Origin of the sequence: Curtobacterium sp. MCSS17_016 (assembly GCF_003234255.2) — a bacterium.
GTDB lineage: Bacteria > Actinomycetota > Actinomycetes > Actinomycetales > Microbacteriaceae > Curtobacterium > Curtobacterium flaccumfaciens.
Genome location: NZ_CP126254.1, coordinates 845,514 through 861,676, shown reverse-complemented (window position 1 = coordinate 861,676; position 16,163 = coordinate 845,514). Strand labels below are relative to the sequence as shown.

Genomic DNA, 16,163 nt, shown 5'->3' with positions numbered 1-16,163 from the left:
GGCACGTGCGGCGGGCCCCGGCAAACGGAAGGCAGCGCCATGGGCCAGCTCATCTACGACTCGCAACCCCTCGAGCTCCGCCTCGACGACCGTGCGCTCACGCACCTGCAGATCGTCATCGTGAACCTCATCCGCCGCGGGGAGAGCTTCGTGTTCTCGTGGAAGGACGACCCCGCCGTCGGCGGGGGCCGCAGCAGCATCTGGATCCACCCGTACTGTGGACTGCACTTCAAGTTCGCCGGCGGCAAGTCCCCGAGCGTGAACCGCTCGTGGCTCGACGAGCTCTACGCCAGCGCGGCGAGCGGCTCCGGCCTCGTCCTGAGCCCGGAACCGACGGACGCAGAGGGCCCGGTCTCCGCCGACGACGTCGCCGGCGCCCCACCGGCACGACCCACCACGACCATCAGCGCCTCCTGACCGGAGCGCTGACGACGCGCCCCGACCGGGCACGAACGACAGGATGCCCCTCCCCGTGACCACCACCCCGCGTCGACGCCGCTCCGCGCTGCTCGCCGCCGCGCTCACCGCCGGACTCGCACTCGCCGGCTGCACGGCCCCGACCGCCGCCCACGCTGAGGGGTTCGACGTGACCGGCTTCCAGCCCGAGAACGCCGACACCGCCTTGGTGGACGCGAACGCCGCCGCGATGGACGTGGTCGGCGTCGACGGCCTGCTGCTGAACCGCACGGGCACGAAGGTCACCGCCCCGTCGCGCGCCGCCAAGGCCCAGCGCAACCGGGCGCACGCGAACGGCCTCACCGCGCAGCTGCTCGTCAGCAACTACTCCGAGGCCGACGGGGACTTCAGTGAGCCGATCGCGAGGAAGCTGCTCACCTCGCCCGCGAACCGCGCCCGGGTCGTCCGATCACTCGCCGCCGACGTGGCCACGGGCGGCTGGGACTCGGTCATGATCGACCTCGAGGCGCTGACCCCGGCGGAGAAGCCCGGTCTCACCGCCTTCGCCCGGGAGCTCCGGGCCGCCGTCGGCGACGACGTCCGGCTCGACATCGCCCTGTCCGCGTCGACCACCGCCGCCGGGTACGCCCGCCTCGGCTACGACGTCCGCGCCCTCCGCGCCCCGCTCGACCACCTGACGCTCATGGCCTACGACCAGCACGGCCCCTGGGAGCCAGACACACCCGGTCCGGTCGGGTCGCTCGCGTGGTCGTCGAAGGCCGCCCGTGCGCTCGCGACCCTCGCTCCCGCCGACCAGATCGTGCTCGGTGTCGCCGGGTACGGCTACCACTGGAAGGGCACGCGCCCGGCCGGTCAGCTCTCCGACGCCCAGGCCCGGCTCCGGGTCCGGAAGGCGGGCGCGACCGCCCGCTGGGACGCGACGGTCGGCGAGTGGACCGCGACCCTGCCGAGCGGTGAGGTGCTCTGGTGGTCCGACGCACGCTCGCTGCGCGAACGGGTCGCCCTGGCGGAGCGGCTCGGCCTGACGGGCGTCGCCGTCTGGTCGCTGGACCTGTCCGACCGGATCGAACCGGTCGGGTGATCCCGACCCGCTGACGGACAGGAGGCGCGGTGCGAGCCCGCACCGCGCCTCCCGTCCGTCACCCGGTCACGCCCAGGGCGCGTGGTCCGTCACCAGGTCAGACGAGCGACCACTCCACCAGGCGGGGGTCGTCGAGGGTGACCTCGTGGACCGAGCCGGTGACCGCGACGGTGGCGCGCTCCGTGGCGGTGCCGGGGACGGGGTGTCGGACCGGCCCGTCGCCCGAGGCGATGATCCCACCCGCTGCCACCGGGCCTCCCGGCCGGGACGCCGCCGCGTGCGACGCGACCCAGACCTGCACGTCGCCGGGTTCGACCACCTTGCGCATCCGACGGTCGGTGAACGCGAAGCGCTGCACCGGGACGCGGAAGCGGACCCGCGCGGACTCCCCCGCGGCGAGCGCGACCCGCGCGTAGCCGAGGAGCTGCACCTCGGGCCTGGTGACGCTGCCGTGCACGTCGTGCCCGTAGAGCTGCACGACGTCCTCGCCGGCACGGGACCCGGTGTTCCGGACCGTCACCGACGCGGTGAAGACGCCGTCGGAGCGGACGTCCGGGTCGACGACGAGCTCGTCGTGGGCGAAGTCGGTGTAGCCGAGGCCGAAGCCGAACGGTCGCACCGGCGTCGAGTCGGCGGCCGTGACATCGGACGGACCGCCGAGCCGCGGGTGCAGGTACGTGAACGGCTGCGCGCCGGCGGACCGGGGCAGGGACAGCGGCAGGCGGCCCGAGGGCGAGGCCGCGCCGGTGAGCAGGTCGGCGATCGCCAGCCCGCCGCCCTCGCCCGGGAAGAACGCCTGCACGACCGCGGCCGGACGCGGCTGGTCGCCGTCGAGCGCCCAGCCGATCGCGTACGGCCGGCCGGTGAGCAGCACCATCACGGTGGGGGTGCCGGTCGCGACGACGGCCTCGACCAGCTCACGCTGCACGCCGGGCAGGTCGAGCGACTCGGTGTCGTTGCCCTCGCCGACCGTGCCGCGGCCGAAGAGCCCGGCCTGGTCGCCGACGACGACCACCGCGACGTCCGAGGCGGAGGCCACGGCGACCGCGTCGGCGAAACCGGCCCGGTCGTCGCCCGTGACGGCGCAGCCCGCTGCGAAGCGGACCGCTGCCGGGCCGAGGGCCCGGGCGACGGCTTCGCGGACGGTCGGGATCGCGAAGCCGAGCGGCAGGTCGGGGTGCGAGGCGAGCACGTGGTTGGCGAACGCGTAGCAGCCCTGCAGGGCCTCGGCGCGGTCGGCGTTCGGGCCGATGACGGCGACGGAGGCCCCCGGTGCGAGCGGGAGGACGGGGGTGGTGCTGTCGACGGTGCCACCGTCGGCGGTGCCGCTGTCGGCGGTGCCACTGTTGGCGCTGCCGCTGTCGTTCGACAGCAGCACGAGCGACTTCGCCGCCAGCTGGCGTGCGAGTGCCTGGTGCAGCGGGGTGTCGAGGTCGATCCCGGTCGGGGCGTCCTCGGCGAACGCGTCCGGTTCGAGCAGGCCGAGCCGCTCCTTCTGCCGGAGCACCCGGAGCACGGCGCGGTCGACGAGTGCCTCGTCCACCTGCCCGCTGCGGACCCGCTCGACCAGCGGCGCGAGGTACGCGTCACCGGTCGGGAGCTCGACGTCGATGCCGGCCTCGAGCGCCAGCGCCGCGGCCTCGCCACGGTCGGCGGCGATGCCGTGCATGACCTCGAGGAACGCCACCGAGAAGTAGTCCGCGACGACGGTGCCGTCGAAGCCGAGCCGGTCGCGGAGCAGGTCGGTGAGCAGCTCGCCGTTCGCCGCGACGGGCACGCCGTCGATCTCGGCGTACGAGTTCATGACGCTCCGGGCGCCGCCGTCGCGCAGCGCCATCTCGAACGGCGGCAGGTACACGTCGGCGACCTCGCGGGCCCCGGCGTGCACGGGGGCGTGGTTCCGCCCCGACTGCGACGCCGAGTAGCCGAGGAAGTGCTTCAGGGTCGCGTCGACCCCGGCCGACTGCAGCCCGCGCACGTACGCGGTGCCGACCGTGCCGACCAGGTACGGGTCCTCGGCGATGCACTCGTCGACCCGCCCCCAACGCGGGTCGCGGATCACGTCGAGCACCGGTGCGAGCCCCTGGTGGACGCCGAGCTGGCGCATGGACGCACCGATCGCGGCGCCGACCTGCTCGACGAGCTCCGGGTCGAACGACGCGCCCCACGCCAGCGGGGTCGGGAACGTCGCGGCCTTCCACGCGGCGAGCCCGGTCAGGCACTCCTCGTGGACGAGCGCCGGGATCCCGAGCCGGGTCTCGCGCTGCAGGCGGCGCTGTTCGGCCCAGAGCCAGGCGGCACGTTCGTCGGGTTCGACGGGGCGGGTGCCGTAGACGCGGGTGAACTGCCCGATGCCGTCGCGGGTGATGTCCGCCAGGGTGCTGCCCTGCTGCACGGCCGCCATCTCGCCCTGCATGGGGGCGACGACGCCGTTCTGGTCGAGCCAGTAGCCGACGAGCTGGGCGACCTTCTCGTCGAGGGTCATCACGGCGAGCAGGGCGTCGGCGCGGGGTCCGGCGGTGGTCGCGGTCGCGTCGGTTGCGGTCGCGGTCGCGCCCGTCGCGGTCGCGTCCGTCGCGGTCGTCGCGTCCGTTGTGCTGTCGGCCTGGAGGCGCGGGTCGCGTCCGGCGGTCTGCGTCGCGTCGGTCGCGGTCACCCCTTCACCGCCCCGGTCAGGCCGCCGACGATGCGGCGCTGGAAGATCGTGAAGAACACGAGCGCCGGGATCATCGACATCGAGGTGAACGCGAGCACCTTGGCGGTGTCGACGGAGTACTGCGACGAGAACGACTGGACCCCGAGCGGCAGCGTGTACGCGGCCTCGTTGTTCAGGATGAACAGCGGCAGGATGTAGCTGTTCCAGCTGGCGATGAACGCCAGGATGCCGACGGTGACGACCCCGGGCAGCGACAGCGGCACGACCATCCGGAAGAAGAACCCGAGACGGCTCGCTCCGTCGATCGACGCGGCCTCCTCGAGCTCGTCGGGGATCGCCCGCAGGAACGGCACCAGGATGATGACGGTGGTCGGCAGCGCGAACGCGATCTGCGGCAGGATCACGCCGGCCAGGCTGTTCGTCAGACCGAGGTCCTTGACGAGCAGGTACAGCGGGGTGATCGCGACGGTGATCGGGAACATCAGACCCGCGGCGAACAGGGCGTAGAGCGCCCCGCGGCCGGCGAACCGGTAGCGGGCGAGCACGAAGCTCACCATCAGCCCGAGCACGACGACCCCGAGGGTGGTCGTGACGGCGCTGATCGTGGAGTTGCCGAGCTGCTGCCAGAAGATGCCGCTGGACAGCACGGACCCGTAGTTGCCGAACTCGAACGGTGCCGGCAGTCCGGCGGGGCTCGTGGTGATCTGCGAGTTGGTCCGGAAGCCGCCCAGCACGATGTAGAGCACGGGTGCCAGGTTGGCGGCGACGAACAGGATCGCGACGACGTACGTCAGCGGGTTCGCGCGTCCGATCGCGGCACTGGACCGGCGCTCCCGCACGGCCCGGCGCCCGGGGGCGACGATGCTCGTGGTGGCCATCAGTTCTTCCTCTCGGTGAGTGCACCCGCGGTGTCGCGGCGGAGCACGAAGCGCTGGTAGATCAGGGCGACCACGAGCGAGATCACGAACATCACGACCGCGACGGCGCTGCCGAAGCCGAAGTTGCCCGAGGTCCGGCCGTTGGCGACCATGTACGTCGCCATCGTCGAGGTGCCCGCGGTCGACGCGATGTACTGCCCCCAGATGATGTAGACGAGGTCGAACAGCTGCAGCGAGCCGATGATCGACAGGAACGCCCAGATGCGGATGGTCGGACCGAGCAGCGGCAGCGTGATGCGCCGCTGGATCTGCCAGTAGCCGGCGCCGTCGATGGCGGCGGCCTCGAACAGTTCCTCGGGGATGCTCTGCAGGCCGGCGAGGAACAGGATCACCGCGAAGCCGATGTACTTCCACGAGATGATCACGAGCAGCGTCCAGATGGCGATGTCGGGGTTCGACAGCCAGTCCGCACGGAGCCCGCCCAGGCCGATGCTCTGGAACAGGTCGTTCACGGCGCCGTTCGACTGGAGCATCAGGCTCCACCCGGTGCCGACGATCACCTCGGAGATGACGTACGGCACGAAGACGAGCACGCGGACGAGCCCGCGGCCGTGCATCTTCTGGTTGAGCAGCAGTGCGAGCACGATCGCGATCGGCCCCTGCAGCACCAGCGAGAGCACGACGATGAAGCCGTTGTGCATCAGGACCGCGTGGAACGCCTTGTCCTGGAAGATGATCAGGTAGTTCTGCAGCCCGACGAAGTCGGTGGGCGGGCCGTAGCCCTGCCACTTGAAGAACCCGTAGTAGGCGGCGAGCGCCACGGGCAGGATCACGAACGTGACGAAGACGATGACCGCGGGTCCGGCGAGGACCGCGATCTCGACGCGCTTCCGCCAGTCCGCGATGCGGCGCTTGGTCCGCCGACCGGCGGGGAACGGCGAACCGCTCCCCGCCGGGGACGTCCCCGCGGCCGTGTCCGACCCGGTGGCCGGAGTCGTACCGAGCGAGGTGTCGAGGGTCATGCTCAGCCCTTGGCCGCAGCCTGGTTGGTGGTCTCGACGATGTCCTTCGCGCTGCCCTTGTCGGCGAGCAGGTCGACGACGCTGGTGTTCAGCGCGTTGCCGACGTTCTGGCCGTACAGGGTGTCGAGGTACTGCGAGACGAACGGGGCCTCCTGGTAGGCGGCCAGGGCCGACTTCAGGTAGTCCGAGTCGACGACCGACTGGGCTTCCTTGTTCACCGGGATGGCGTTGAAGGCCTTGTAGTAGCCCTCCTGGTTGTCCTTCTGCACGATGAAGTTCAGGAAGTCGGTGCACGCCTTCTTCGGGGCCTGCGCCGAGCAGGAGTTGCCGTCGACACCACCCATCATCGACTTCGGGTCACCCTTGCCACCGTCGATCGCGGGGAACGGGAACCAGCCGAGGTCGGGCAGCGGCTTGGCGTCCGGCGTCAGCGACGCGATCACGCCCGGGTCCCACGCGCCCATGAGCTCCATGGCGGCCTTGTGGTTGGCGAGGAGACCGGCGGAGCTGCCGGCGCCCTGCTGGGCTGCGGTGGTCAGGAAGCCGTTGTTGAAGGGCTTGGTGGCGTTGAAGTCCTCGAGCTGCTCGCCGGCCTTCGTCCAGCAGGCGTTGTCGAACTTCAGCGACTTCGCCGTGTCCTCGAGGGTCTTCTGGCTGCACTCGCGGAGCGCGAAGTTGTAGTACCAGTGGGCGGCCGGCCACGCGTCCTTCGCGCCGACGGCGACCGGGTCGATGTCCTTGGCCTTGAGCTTCGTGATCGCGTCGTTCAGCTCGTCCATGGTCGTGGGCGTGCCCTCGATGCCGGCTTCCTTGAACAGGTCCTTCGAGTACCAGATGCCCTCGGGGAGCACCGCGCCCGGCATGGCGTAGGTCTTGCCGTCCTTCTCGTACCCGGCGAACGTGCCCGCGCTGATGGACTTCTTCGCGTCGGCGCTGATGGAGTCGGAGATGTCCATGAGCTGCCCGGCAGCGATCATCGCGTCCATCTTGCCGCCGCCGCGCTGCAGGAACACGTCGGGGGCGTCGCCGGAGTTGAGGGCGGTCTGGAGCTTGCCGTCCAGGTCCTCGTTCTGGATCGCCTGGGTCTTGATGGTGACGTTCGGGTACTTCTCCTCGAACGCCTTGACCGTCGAGGCCCAGTAGGCCTTGCCCGGTCCGGTGGTCGAGTTGTGCCAGAAGGTCATCGTGACCTTCCCGCCGTCCTCGGAGGCATCGCTGCCCGCCGAGCACCCACTGGCCACCAGTGCTGTGGCCCCGATCAGCGCGATGGCTGCCGCGGCACGGATCTTCCTCGTCATCGTGGAACTCCTGAAGTGTCGTCGTTGACATGCGCGACATCGACTGCCGCTGCGGAGAGCATGCCTGCTGCTCCAGGCCCATGTCAATCGATATCGATAACGTTTTCTTACCCGATGTCATGGTGCCGCAGCGGTACGGTGTGCACATGGACTCGGCACTCGGCGCGCGTCCCGGTGCCGGCCGGGTGACGATCGGCGACGTGGCGCGGGTGGCCGGGGTCTCGATCCCGACGGTGTCCAAGGTGATCAACCAGCGCGACGGGGTCGCACCCGCCACGATGCTCCGCGTGCAGCAGGTGGTCGACGACCTGGGGTACGAGACCTCACTGGTCGCCCGGAGCCTGCGGAGTTCGCGGACCGGGGTCGTCGGCATCCTGGTGCCCGAGTTCGAGCCGTTCTCGACCGAGCTGCTCCGCGGCATCTCGCGGGCGGCCACCGGCACCGGCTACGAGCTCCTCGCCTACGCCGGCCTGATGACCGGCGCCGACCGACCCGGGTGGGAGCGCCGGTCGCTGTCCCGCCTGTCCGGCACCCTGATCGACGGCGCGATCGTCGTCACCCCGACCACGGCACTGTCGAGCTCGTCGATCCCCGTCGTGGCGATCGACCCGCACACCGGGCCGGAGGGGCACGCCACCGTCGACGCCGACAACGAGGCCGGCGCGGTGCAGGCCGTCGAACACCTGCTGTCACTCGGACACACCCGCATCGCGCACCTGCAGGGACGCGCCGACCTGGCCTCCGCCCAGCTGCGCGCGGCCGGGTACCGCTCGGCCCTGACCGCCGCGGGCATCACGGTCGACGAGTGCCTGCTGCGTGACGGCGGCTACCAGGAGGACCAGTCCGCGGCCGTCGCCCGCGAGCTCCTGACCCTCGCCGACCGCCCCACCGCGGTGTTCGCCGCGAACGACTCGTCGGCGATCGGTGTGCTCCGCGCCGCGGCCGAGGTCGGGCTCCGCGTCCCCCAGGACCTGTCCGTCGTGGGCTTCGACGACGTGCCGCAAGCGTCCACCACGACCCCGCCGCTCACCACGGTGTCGCAGCCGCTCGCCGAACTCGGGTCGCACGCCGTGCAGATGCTCCTGACGATGCTCCGTGGCGAACCGACCACGGACCACGTCCGGCTCCCCACGACCCTGCGGGTTCGGGCGAGCACGGGCCCCGCGCCGAGACCGACGCCCGGCCGCTGAGCACCCGCCGCCGTCAGCGGCGCAGGGTCTGCTTCGGGTACTCGCCGAACCGGGCCGCGTAGGCCGCCGAGAACCGGCCGAGGTGGGCGAACCCCCACCGCCGCGCGACGTCGCCGACGATCCCGGCCTGCGGGTCGAGCTCGAGCAGTTCTCCGCGCACCCGGTCGAGCCGGACCTCGCGCAGGTAGGTCAGCGGTGACACGTCGAAGACCCGGCGGAAGGACTCCTGCACCGACCGCACGCTCAGGCCGGCGACCTCGGACAGCTCCTGGACCGTGACGGACTCGGCGGCGTGCGCGTGGATGTACTCCACGGCGGCCCGCAGCCGGGCGTTCCGCGGCAGGCCGAGCACCGCGGGCAGGTCGTTCGCCTGCGGCGGGAAGGTGTCCAGGAACGCGGTGGCCGCCGACCGCTTGGCCTCGTGCCACGCGTCGGAGTCGGGCCCCTCGGCGCGCAGTGCCCGGGACAGCGCCACGAGTGCCCCCTGCCAGCGCTCCGCCGTGTCGGGTTCCGGCGCGCGGGTGGGGTCGAACCGCAGTGGTGTGGCGTCGACCTCCAGGTGTTCGAACGCGACGCGGTGCACGTACTCCCGCCCGAAGTGCACCAGCCGCTGGTCGTGGTCCTCGGCCGTGAACACGAAGTCGTCCTCGGGCGGCAGGAGCACGGGGACGTCCCGGCGCAGCTCCATCCGGACGCGCCCGGAGTCCAGGTGCGCGGTCCCGCTGGTGATCCACGTCACCACGTAGTCGGCACCGACGGGCACCGAGCCGCGCACGGCACCGCGGAGCTGCGAACGCCGGATGCTCACGTCGGAGTCCCCGACGGCCGTGTACCGGTACGAGAAGTCGTCGTCGATGCGCCGGACGGACCACCGATCGGCGCCGTGGACGGCGGCGAGGTCGCGCTCGGCCGAGTCGGGGTCACCGCCGGAGACCTCGAAACGCACCGGTTCACCGGCGCGTTCGGCGCCCTGTGGGGTCGGGACGGGGTCAGCCACAGCGCCTCGCTCCCGATGCCGTCACCCGCACCGTTCCACGCTCCGCGTTATGTGGATACGCTGGGGCGGTGACTGCGGCGTATCGTGACCCGGACGAGACCCGTTCAGAGGGGGCGTTGTCGTGAGCGATGTCGACCTGGACGCGGCGCTGACCCGGCTCGAGGCCGCGGTCTCCGAACTGCGCGGCCGACTGCGCGACGAACTCGGCGTCTCCGGCGGAGACCTGACGCTGCTGCAGTTCGTCTCGCGTGCCGAGGAAGCGGGTCGGACGGTGCGCGTGAAGGACCTGTCGAAGCACCTGGGGCTCACCGGCCCGGCGGTCACCGGCATGGTGGACCGCCTCGAGCACAGCGGACACATCAGTCGTGTCCCGAACCCCGACGACGGCCGCAGCCGGTACATCGAGCTGACCGATGCTGCCCGCCGCGACTACGCGCGCGCGATGGACGGCACGAACAAGCACCTGCACGACCTGATGGCCTCCTTCTCGGAACGGGAGCGGGCCAGGTTCGTGCGGATCATCGACCGCATCGTCGCAGCCGTCGATCTCGGCGCACCGAGCCCCTGACGGCAGGGTACGGGCGGTCAGGTCGACGTCCGGACGAATGTCCAGCATGCGCAGCTAGGTAAGTTCCCTACCTATCTCCGCATGCCGGACACCGGTCACCCCTTGACGGCGCCGGAGGTCAGACCGGACACGATCGAGCGGCGGAACACGAGCACCAGGATGACGATCGGCACCGTCGCAGCGACGCTCGCGGCGAAGATCTGCGCGAACGGCACCGTGAACTGCGTCCCGAAGAGCGCGATGCCGACCGGGATCGTCCGGAACGAGTTCTCGCTGTTGAAGGTCAGTGCCATCAGGAACTCGCTCCACGAGGCCGTGAAGGTGAAGACGCCGACCGTGAACAGGCCCGGCTTGGCCATCGGCAGGATCACCGACAGCACGGTCCGCCACGCCCCGGCGCCGTCGATCTCGGACGCCTCCTCGATCGTCGACGGGATCCCCTGCAGGTAGTTCCGCATGATCCAGATGGCGAACGGCAGGTTGAACGCCACGTACGGCACGATCAGGCCCGGGTACGAGTTGAGCAGCCCGAGGTTGCGCTCGAGCAGGTACAGCGGCGTCAGCACCGCGATCGCCGGGAACACCGACAGCATGAGCAGCGAGGTCATGATCGCCGTCCGCCCCCGGATGAACCGACCGGCCAGGGCGTACCCGGCGAGGAACGCCAGCGCGAGCACGATCACCGTGGTCGACACCGACACGATGACGCTGTTCACCATGTACTGGCCGAGCGCGTTGTCGCGGAAGGCCACCACGAAGTTGTCGAAGGTGAACGACTGCGGCCAGACGGTGGGCGGCGACTGCCCGATCTCGGACGCCGGCTTGAGCGACGTCGTGACGAGCCAGTAGAGCGGCAGCGCGGTGAGCACCGCGATGACGACACCGCTGACGTTGACGGTGTTGACCCACTTGCGCCAACCCTTGCGCACACGTTGACGGGGCATCAGTCGTCCCCTCCCTTCGCCTGGTTCCGGAACGCCCGGAGGAACAGCAGACACCCGGCCGCGACGATGACCGCGGTGGAGGTCGCGATCGCCGCGCCCGGTCCGATGTTGATGTCCTGGAAGAGCACCTTGTACCCCATGATCGCGAGCGACTGGGTGGCGGTGCCCGGTCCGCCGTTCGTCAGCACGAACGGCAGGTCGAAGACGCCGAACGCCTGCAGGATGCGGAACAGCACCGCGATCGTCAGGGTCGGGGTGAGCTGTGGCAGCACCACGCGCCAGAACGTCTGCCAGGTGCTCGCGCCGTCGAGCTCGGCGGCCTCGTAGTGGTCCTCCGAGATCTGCACGAGCCCGGCGAGCAGGATGATCGCGACGAACGGCGTCGTCTTCCAGATGTCCGCGACCATCAGCCCCGTGATCGCGGGCACCGGTTCGCCGAGGATCACCGGAGCGTCCCCGAACAACCCGAAGAACCACGTCGCGACGCCGTAGGTGCTGTCGTAGACGTACTTCCACAGCTGCGCGTTGACGATGGTCACGAGCGACCACGGGATGAGCATGAGCGCGAGCATCCAGCCGCGGGTGGCCCCGAGCCGCTCGAGCACCAGTGCGACGAGCATGCCGAGCACCAGCTCGACCGACACCGTCACCACCGTGTAGAGCACCGTGAAGCCCAGCGCCCGGTACCAGTCGGCGCTCTGCAGCAGGGCCGCGTAGTTGTCGAACCCGAACGACTGGATCGTGAAGCCCTCGTAGCCGACCTCCACGTCCGCGAAGCTCAGGACCACCGAGTACACGACCGGGAAGATCGTCACCGCCGCGACCACCAGGAGCGCCGGTGCCGCGAAGCCCCACGCGCCCCGCGAGCGGATGCGGTCGAGACGCGACCGCCCCGTCGGCCGGGGCGGCGGATCGACGCGACCCGTGCCTCCAGGCCGTGCCGGTCGTGTCGCCGTGCCGGCGCTCACAGCGCTGCTCCCTGCAGGGCGAGCGAGATGGCGGAGGCCATCGCGCTGGTGCCACCGTCGACGGACGCCTGCCCGCCGAGGATGCTGTTGCCGTTCTGGTAGACGCCCTGCGAGACCTTCGGGTAGTAGGCCGTCGAGGTCGGGCGGGGCACGAGCGTGATGCCCGCCGCCGTGTCGTAGGTCGGGCGCTCCTGCCGCTTCGCGTCCTCGCTCACGAGCGAGGCGCTTCGGGCCGGCAGGACCCCGCCCTCGCGGGTCAGGAACTGCTGCGCGGTCTCGCTCGACATCCAGCGCGCGAAGGTCAGTGCCGCCGCGGGCTCCTGGGTGTGCGGGTTGATGTAGTTCCCCCACCCGCCGATCGTCGAGTGGTGCTCGTCCATGCCGTCGAACGTCGGCCGGGCGGCGAGCCCCACCTTGCCGGCGACCTTGCTGTCCGGGCCGTTCGCGATCCCCCACGCGTACGACCAGTTGCGGAGGAACGCCGCGCGGCCGCCGGAGAAGGCGTCGTTGGTGTCCTGCTCCTGGTACGTCAGGGTGGCCCGTGGCGACGCCCCCGACGTGACCAGCGACCGCATGAACTCGAACGCGCGCTTGGTCTCGGAGCTCGTCGTCTCGGGCTTCGTGAGGTCGTCGTTGAGCAACGACCCGCCCGCGTCGGCGACGAACTCGGTGACGTTGCAGGTCAGTCCCTCGTACACGTCGCCCTGGAACGCGAACCCGTACGACACGTCGCCGGTGTCCACGAGCTTCGCGGCGGTCTCGCGCACTTCCTCCCACGACCCCGGCACCTGCAGGGAGTGCTTCGCGAGCAGGTCCTTCCGGTACAGGAAGAACGACTCGTCGATGTAGAGCGGGAACATGTAGTACGTGCCGTCGACACTCGCCGCCAGTCGCAGGCCCTCGGGGAACTGGTCGAAGAAGTCCTCGCCGACGAGCTGGTTCACGGGGGTCGCGAGCTTGTTCTTCGCGAACTGCCCGGGCCAGGCGACGTCGCCCAGGTAGACGTCCGGCGTGCTGCTGCCGGCCGCGATCTGGGTCGTCAGGCTGGTGCGGTTCGTGTCGGTGTCGCTCGGGGCACTGACGATCCGGACGCGGATGTTCGGGTGCTCCTTCTGGAACTCCGCGATGAGCCGGCGGCGCAGGTCACCGCCGTCCTTCGAGGCGACCTGGCCGGCCCACCAGCTGATCGTCGCCTCGCCCTCGGGCGGTTCGGTGGGCCAGTCCTCGACCCGCGTGCGCTCGGGTCGGGTGGAGCAGCCGGCGAGCAGCAGCACCCCCGCTCCCCCGAGCATGAACGTCCTCCGGTCGATTGCCATCCGTCCTCCTCGACGTGTGGTGCTGCGAACCTGTACGTCCACACAACCAGGCGGAGCCTGGTCTGTCCGCCAGGCGGCGGCGCGGTCGCCGTCGCTGTCGCTGTCGCTGTCGCGAAAGCGACACCCTGCCGCGGAACGTCCGCAGGGATCTGTCGCTTTCGCGGGTGGGGGCGTGGGCCCGCGGGGCGGCGGCCTGGAGGCGCGTGGCGGGGCCGACCCGCGCCTCCAGGCCGCCAGGTGGTCGCGAAAGCGACAGAACCCGCACGGCCGAACCCGTCAGTCCCCGCGAAAGCGACAGTGTGCCGCGAACCGTTGGCGGAGATCTGTCGCTTTCGCAGATGGGGCCGACCCGCGCCTCCAGTCCGGCAGGGGGTCAGGCGGGGGCGGGGGCCGTCGACTCGGCCAGGTGCAGGGCGCACGGGATGAGCGTGTGGGTGCGCTCGGTGCTGCCGCCCTCGAGGCGGTCGACCAGCGATTCGACCGCCAGGCGGCCGAGCTCCGGGCCGGGGGCGTTCAGTGTCGTGAGCACCGGTTCTGTCGCGGCGCCGGCGCCGTCGGAGGACACGATCGCGATGACCGAGACGTCCTCGGGCACCCGCCGACCGCCGGCCCGCAACCCGCTGACGAGCCCGAAGTTCGAGTCGTCCTTCATGATGATCGCGGCCGTGATGTCGGGGTCGTGCGCCAGCAGGTCCGCCGCCGCACGACGACCGCCCTCGGCCGAGGCACCGGCGGCGACCACGGTGCCGGTGAGCCCCCGGCGCTCGATGCCGGCGTGGAACGCCGCCTCGGAGCGGACCTTCGGCCCGTAGTCGGCCATGGTGGTGCCGTCGAGGTCCTCGACGACGAGGCCGATCCGCCGGTGCCCGAGCCCGGTGAGGTGGTCGAGGGCGTCCTCGACGGTGCGCTCGAAGTCGATGTCGACGTACGAGATGCCCGAGGGGTCGGCGGTGCGGCCGATCGCGACGAACGGGACCTCGAGCTCGGTCAGACGGGCGATCCGGGGGTCGTGCATGGTGACCTCCATCACCACGACCCCGTCGGCGAGGCCGCCCGAGATGAGCTCCTGCACGTCGTCCGCCGTCGTCACCGCCGGCCAGAGCACCAGGTGGTACCCGAGCTCCGAGGCGCGGCTCGCGGCACTCGTGAAGAACTGCAGCGCGGTCTGGCCGAGCCGGTGCTCGAGCACCGGGAACACGAGCGCGAGGATCCGGGTGCGGCGCGATGCCAGTGCCCGGGCGACCACGTTGTTCCGGTAGCCGAGCTCGCGCATCGCCGCCGTGACCCGGGCACGGGTGTCGGCGGACACGCGCTTGTTGCCGTTCACGACGAAGGACACCGTCGCGATCGAGACGCCCGCCCGGTCGGCGACCTGCTGCATCGTCGCCATGCCGCTCCCTCACCCTGTCCCGCTCACTGTAGCGGGGGCGCTGCCCGAAAAAGTTCGTCTAAGCGCTTTACCATCTAACCGCTTCGATGCTAACTTCGACCCCACTCGGGACGCGACGGAGCGGTTCTGGTCCGGTCGTCCCCGATCCACGAGCGACACGTTCGACTCGTGTCCGGCAACCATCCAGAGAAGAGCGAAGCAATGAAGCCTCGACACCGCAGGATCGCCCCGGTCCTCAGCGCGGTCGCCATGCTGGCGACCGTCCCCCTCGTCCTCGCCGGCTGTTCCGGCGGCTCGTCCGCGAGCTCCGGCGGCAAGGTGGACTCCATCACCGTGCTCGACTACTACAACCAGGGCAACGACAAGAAGGTCATCGGCGAGTACCTCGACAAGTGCGGGGCCGAGAACGACGTCACCATCAAGCGCAGCCTGGTGCCCGGCTCGTCGCTCATCCAGAAGGTCCTGCAGCAGGCGTCGTCGAAGACCCTGCCGGACGTCCTGATGCTCGACAACCCGGATCTGCAGCAGATCGCCGAGACCGGTGCGCTGTCGCCGCTGTCCGACTACGACATCTCGACCGACGGCTACGCCAAGGGCGTGCTGCAGGCCGGCACCTACGAGGACAAGGTCTACGGCCTCGCCCCCACCGTGAACACCATCGCGCTCTTCTACAACAAGAAGGTGCTGTCCGAGGCCGGTGTCACCCCGCCGAAGACGTGGGACGAGCTGCAGTCCGCCGCGGCGAAGCTGACCAAGGGCGACCAGTACGGGTTCGCCGTCGACGCCAACGCCACGTACGAGGGCACCTGGCAGTTCCTGCCGTTCATGTGGTCGAACGGCGGCGACGAGAAGGACATCGCGACCCCGGAGACCGAGGAAGCACTGTCGCTCTGGAAGGGCCTGGTCGACGACGGCTCGATGTCGAAGAGCGTCGTGAACTGGACCCAGGCCGACGTGAACGACCAGTTCATGGCCGGCAAGGCCGCGATGATGATCAACGGCCCGTGGCAGATCCCCGGGCTGAAGGAGTCGAAGGTCGACTACGGGATCGCCCAGATCCCCGTGCAGTCCGCCAGCGACAAGGCCGTGGCCCCGCTCGGTGGCGAGGTCTGGACCGTCCCGAACACCGGTGACAAGGCGAAGCAGGCCGTCGCGGCGAAGATCGTCGACTGCATGAACAGCGACGCGAACCAGCTCGCGATGGCGAAGCTGCGCTACACGATCCCCTCGAAGACCGACGTCGCCCAGCAGTTCGGCAAGGACGTCCCCGAGGAGCAGGTGTTCGTCGACCTCGTCGCCGACGCCCGTGCCCGCACCGGCGAGCTCGGTGCCGACTGGCCCAAGGCCGCGACGAAGATCTACACGGCCGTGCAGTCGGCGCTGACCGGGCAGGACTCCCCGGCCGACGCCCTGCAGAACGCGCAGTCGAGCAACTGAG

14 protein-coding genes are annotated in these 16,163 nt (G+C 70.7%); 5 read left to right on the top strand and 9 right to left on the bottom strand.

The genetic code is table 11. From position 1 onward, the window contains the following. The first annotated feature begins 39 nt into the window (after window positions 1-39). Both DEJ19_RS04235 and DEJ19_RS04230 read left to right on the top strand, forming a co-directional pair. The gene (locus DEJ19_RS04235; RefSeq protein ID WP_071245963.1) at window positions 40-417 is read left to right on the top strand and encodes a DUF7882 family protein; all 378 of its coding nucleotides are present in this window, start codon (window positions 40-42) and stop codon (window positions 415-417) included. A gap of 55 nt (window positions 418-472) precedes the next feature. Next, complete coding sequence (locus tag DEJ19_RS04230; RefSeq protein WP_146250684.1) at window positions 473-1,498, top strand: glycosyl hydrolase family 18 protein; 1,026 nt, start codon at window positions 473-475, stop codon at window positions 1,496-1,498. 97 nt (window positions 1,499-1,595) lie between these two features. Here the strand turns inward: DEJ19_RS04230 and DEJ19_RS04225 are convergent, their stop codons facing one another. The 4 genes from DEJ19_RS04225 to DEJ19_RS04210 form a co-directional block, all read right to left on the bottom strand. Beyond that, window positions 1,596-3,983: a glycoside hydrolase family 3 N-terminal domain-containing protein gene (locus tag DEJ19_RS04225; RefSeq protein WP_502869793.1), complete on the bottom strand. Its 2,388-nt coding sequence runs from the start codon at window positions 3,981-3,983 to the stop codon at window positions 1,596-1,598. A gap of 167 nt (window positions 3,984-4,150) precedes the next feature. After that, window positions 4,151-5,032, bottom strand: a complete 882-nt coding sequence (locus DEJ19_RS04220; protein ID WP_017886791.1) for a carbohydrate ABC transporter permease — start codon at window positions 5,030-5,032, stop codon at window positions 4,151-4,153. Continuing rightward, window positions 5,032-6,054, bottom strand: coding sequence for a carbohydrate ABC transporter permease (locus DEJ19_RS04215; RefSeq protein WP_111233556.1), 1,023 nt, complete (start codon window positions 6,052-6,054; stop codon window positions 5,032-5,034). Before DEJ19_RS04215 ends, DEJ19_RS04220 begins: the two co-directional genes overlap by 1 nt. Window positions 6,055-6,056: 2 nt before the next feature. Further along, on the bottom strand, window positions 6,057-7,352 hold the full coding sequence (locus DEJ19_RS04210; protein WP_111088877.1) for an ABC transporter substrate-binding protein: 1,296 nt from the start codon (window positions 7,350-7,352) through the stop codon (window positions 6,057-6,059). A gap of 146 nt (window positions 7,353-7,498) precedes the next feature. Here DEJ19_RS04210 and DEJ19_RS04205 point away from each other — a divergent pair, with 146 nt between their 5' ends. Continuing rightward, entirely contained in the window at window positions 7,499-8,542 is a 1,044-nt protein-coding gene (locus DEJ19_RS04205) for a LacI family DNA-binding transcriptional regulator (RefSeq protein WP_181433144.1), read from the top strand. Window positions 8,543-8,555: 13 nt separating this feature from the next. On the opposite strand, the gene DEJ19_RS04200 is transcribed toward DEJ19_RS04205, so the two are convergent. Next, window positions 8,556-9,539: an AraC family transcriptional regulator gene (locus tag DEJ19_RS04200; RefSeq protein ID WP_111233555.1), complete on the bottom strand. Its 984-nt coding sequence runs from the start codon at window positions 9,537-9,539 to the stop codon at window positions 8,556-8,558. A 121-nt stretch (window positions 9,540-9,660) separates the two neighbouring features. Here DEJ19_RS04200 and DEJ19_RS04195 point away from each other — a divergent pair, with 121 nt between their 5' ends. Next, window positions 9,661-10,107: a MarR family winged helix-turn-helix transcriptional regulator gene (locus tag DEJ19_RS04195; protein WP_111233554.1), complete on the top strand. Its 447-nt coding sequence runs from the start codon at window positions 9,661-9,663 to the stop codon at window positions 10,105-10,107. A 95-nt stretch (window positions 10,108-10,202) separates the two neighbouring features. Here the strand turns inward: DEJ19_RS04195 and DEJ19_RS04190 are convergent, their stop codons facing one another. The 4 genes from DEJ19_RS04190 to DEJ19_RS04175 form a co-directional block, all read right to left on the bottom strand. Beyond that, complete coding sequence (locus DEJ19_RS04190) at window positions 10,203-11,051, bottom strand: carbohydrate ABC transporter permease (protein ID WP_027464448.1); 849 nt, start codon at window positions 11,049-11,051, stop codon at window positions 10,203-10,205. Further along, window positions 11,051-12,019 carry a carbohydrate ABC transporter permease gene (locus DEJ19_RS04185; protein ID WP_181441564.1) on the bottom strand — a complete coding sequence of 323 codons (969 nt, stop codon included), beginning with the start codon at window positions 12,017-12,019 and terminating at the stop codon, window positions 11,051-11,053. The genes DEJ19_RS04190 and DEJ19_RS04185 overlap by 1 nt, the downstream gene beginning before the upstream one ends. Then, window positions 12,016-13,335 (bottom strand): ABC transporter substrate-binding protein, encoded by a 1,320-nt coding sequence (locus tag DEJ19_RS04180; protein ID WP_111039976.1) that lies wholly within the window; start codon window positions 13,333-13,335, stop codon window positions 12,016-12,018. The genes DEJ19_RS04185 and DEJ19_RS04180 overlap by 4 nt, the downstream gene beginning before the upstream one ends. Window positions 13,336-13,708: 373 nt before the next feature. Continuing rightward, window positions 13,709-14,725, bottom strand: a complete 1,017-nt coding sequence (locus tag DEJ19_RS04175; RefSeq protein ID WP_258377427.1) for a LacI family DNA-binding transcriptional regulator — start codon at window positions 14,723-14,725, stop codon at window positions 13,709-13,711. Window positions 14,726-14,926: 201 nt separating this feature from the next. Between DEJ19_RS04175 and DEJ19_RS04170 the strand changes: the two genes are divergently transcribed. Next, entirely contained in the window at window positions 14,927-16,162 is a 1,236-nt protein-coding gene (locus tag DEJ19_RS04170; protein ID WP_071405204.1) for a sugar ABC transporter substrate-binding protein, read from the top strand. Window position 16,163: the final 1 nt, after the last annotated feature.

Coding starts and splice junctions, on each gene's coding strand:
- DEJ19_RS04235 (WP_071245963.1), top strand. CDS start 40: ATGGGCCAGCTCATCTACGACTCGCAACCCCTCGAGCTCCGCCTCGAC.
- DEJ19_RS04225 (WP_502869793.1), bottom strand. CDS start 3,983: ATGACCCTCGACGAGAAGGTCGCCCAGCTCGTCGGCTACTGGCTCGAC.
- DEJ19_RS04220 (WP_017886791.1), bottom strand. CDS start 5,032: ATGGCCACCACGAGCATCGTCGCCCCCGGGCGCCGGGCCGTGCGGGAG.
- DEJ19_RS04215 (WP_111233556.1), bottom strand. CDS start 6,054: ATGACCCTCGACACCTCGCTCGGTACGACTCCGGCCACCGGGTCGGAC.
- DEJ19_RS04210 (WP_111088877.1), bottom strand. CDS start 7,352: ATGACGAGGAAGATCCGTGCCGCGGCAGCCATCGCGCTGATCGGGGCC.
- DEJ19_RS04205 (WP_181433144.1), top strand. CDS start 7,499: ATGGACTCGGCACTCGGCGCGCGTCCCGGTGCCGGCCGGGTGACGATC.
- DEJ19_RS04190 (WP_027464448.1), bottom strand. CDS start 11,051: ATGCCCCGTCAACGTGTGCGCAAGGGTTGGCGCAAGTGGGTCAACACC.
- DEJ19_RS04180 (WP_111039976.1), bottom strand. CDS start 13,335: ATGGCAATCGACCGGAGGACGTTCATGCTCGGGGGAGCGGGGGTGCTG.
- DEJ19_RS04175 (WP_258377427.1), bottom strand. CDS start 14,725: ATGGCGACGATGCAGCAGGTCGCCGACCGGGCGGGCGTCTCGATCGCG.
- DEJ19_RS04170 (WP_071405204.1), top strand. CDS start 14,927: ATGAAGCCTCGACACCGCAGGATCGCCCCGGTCCTCAGCGCGGTCGCC.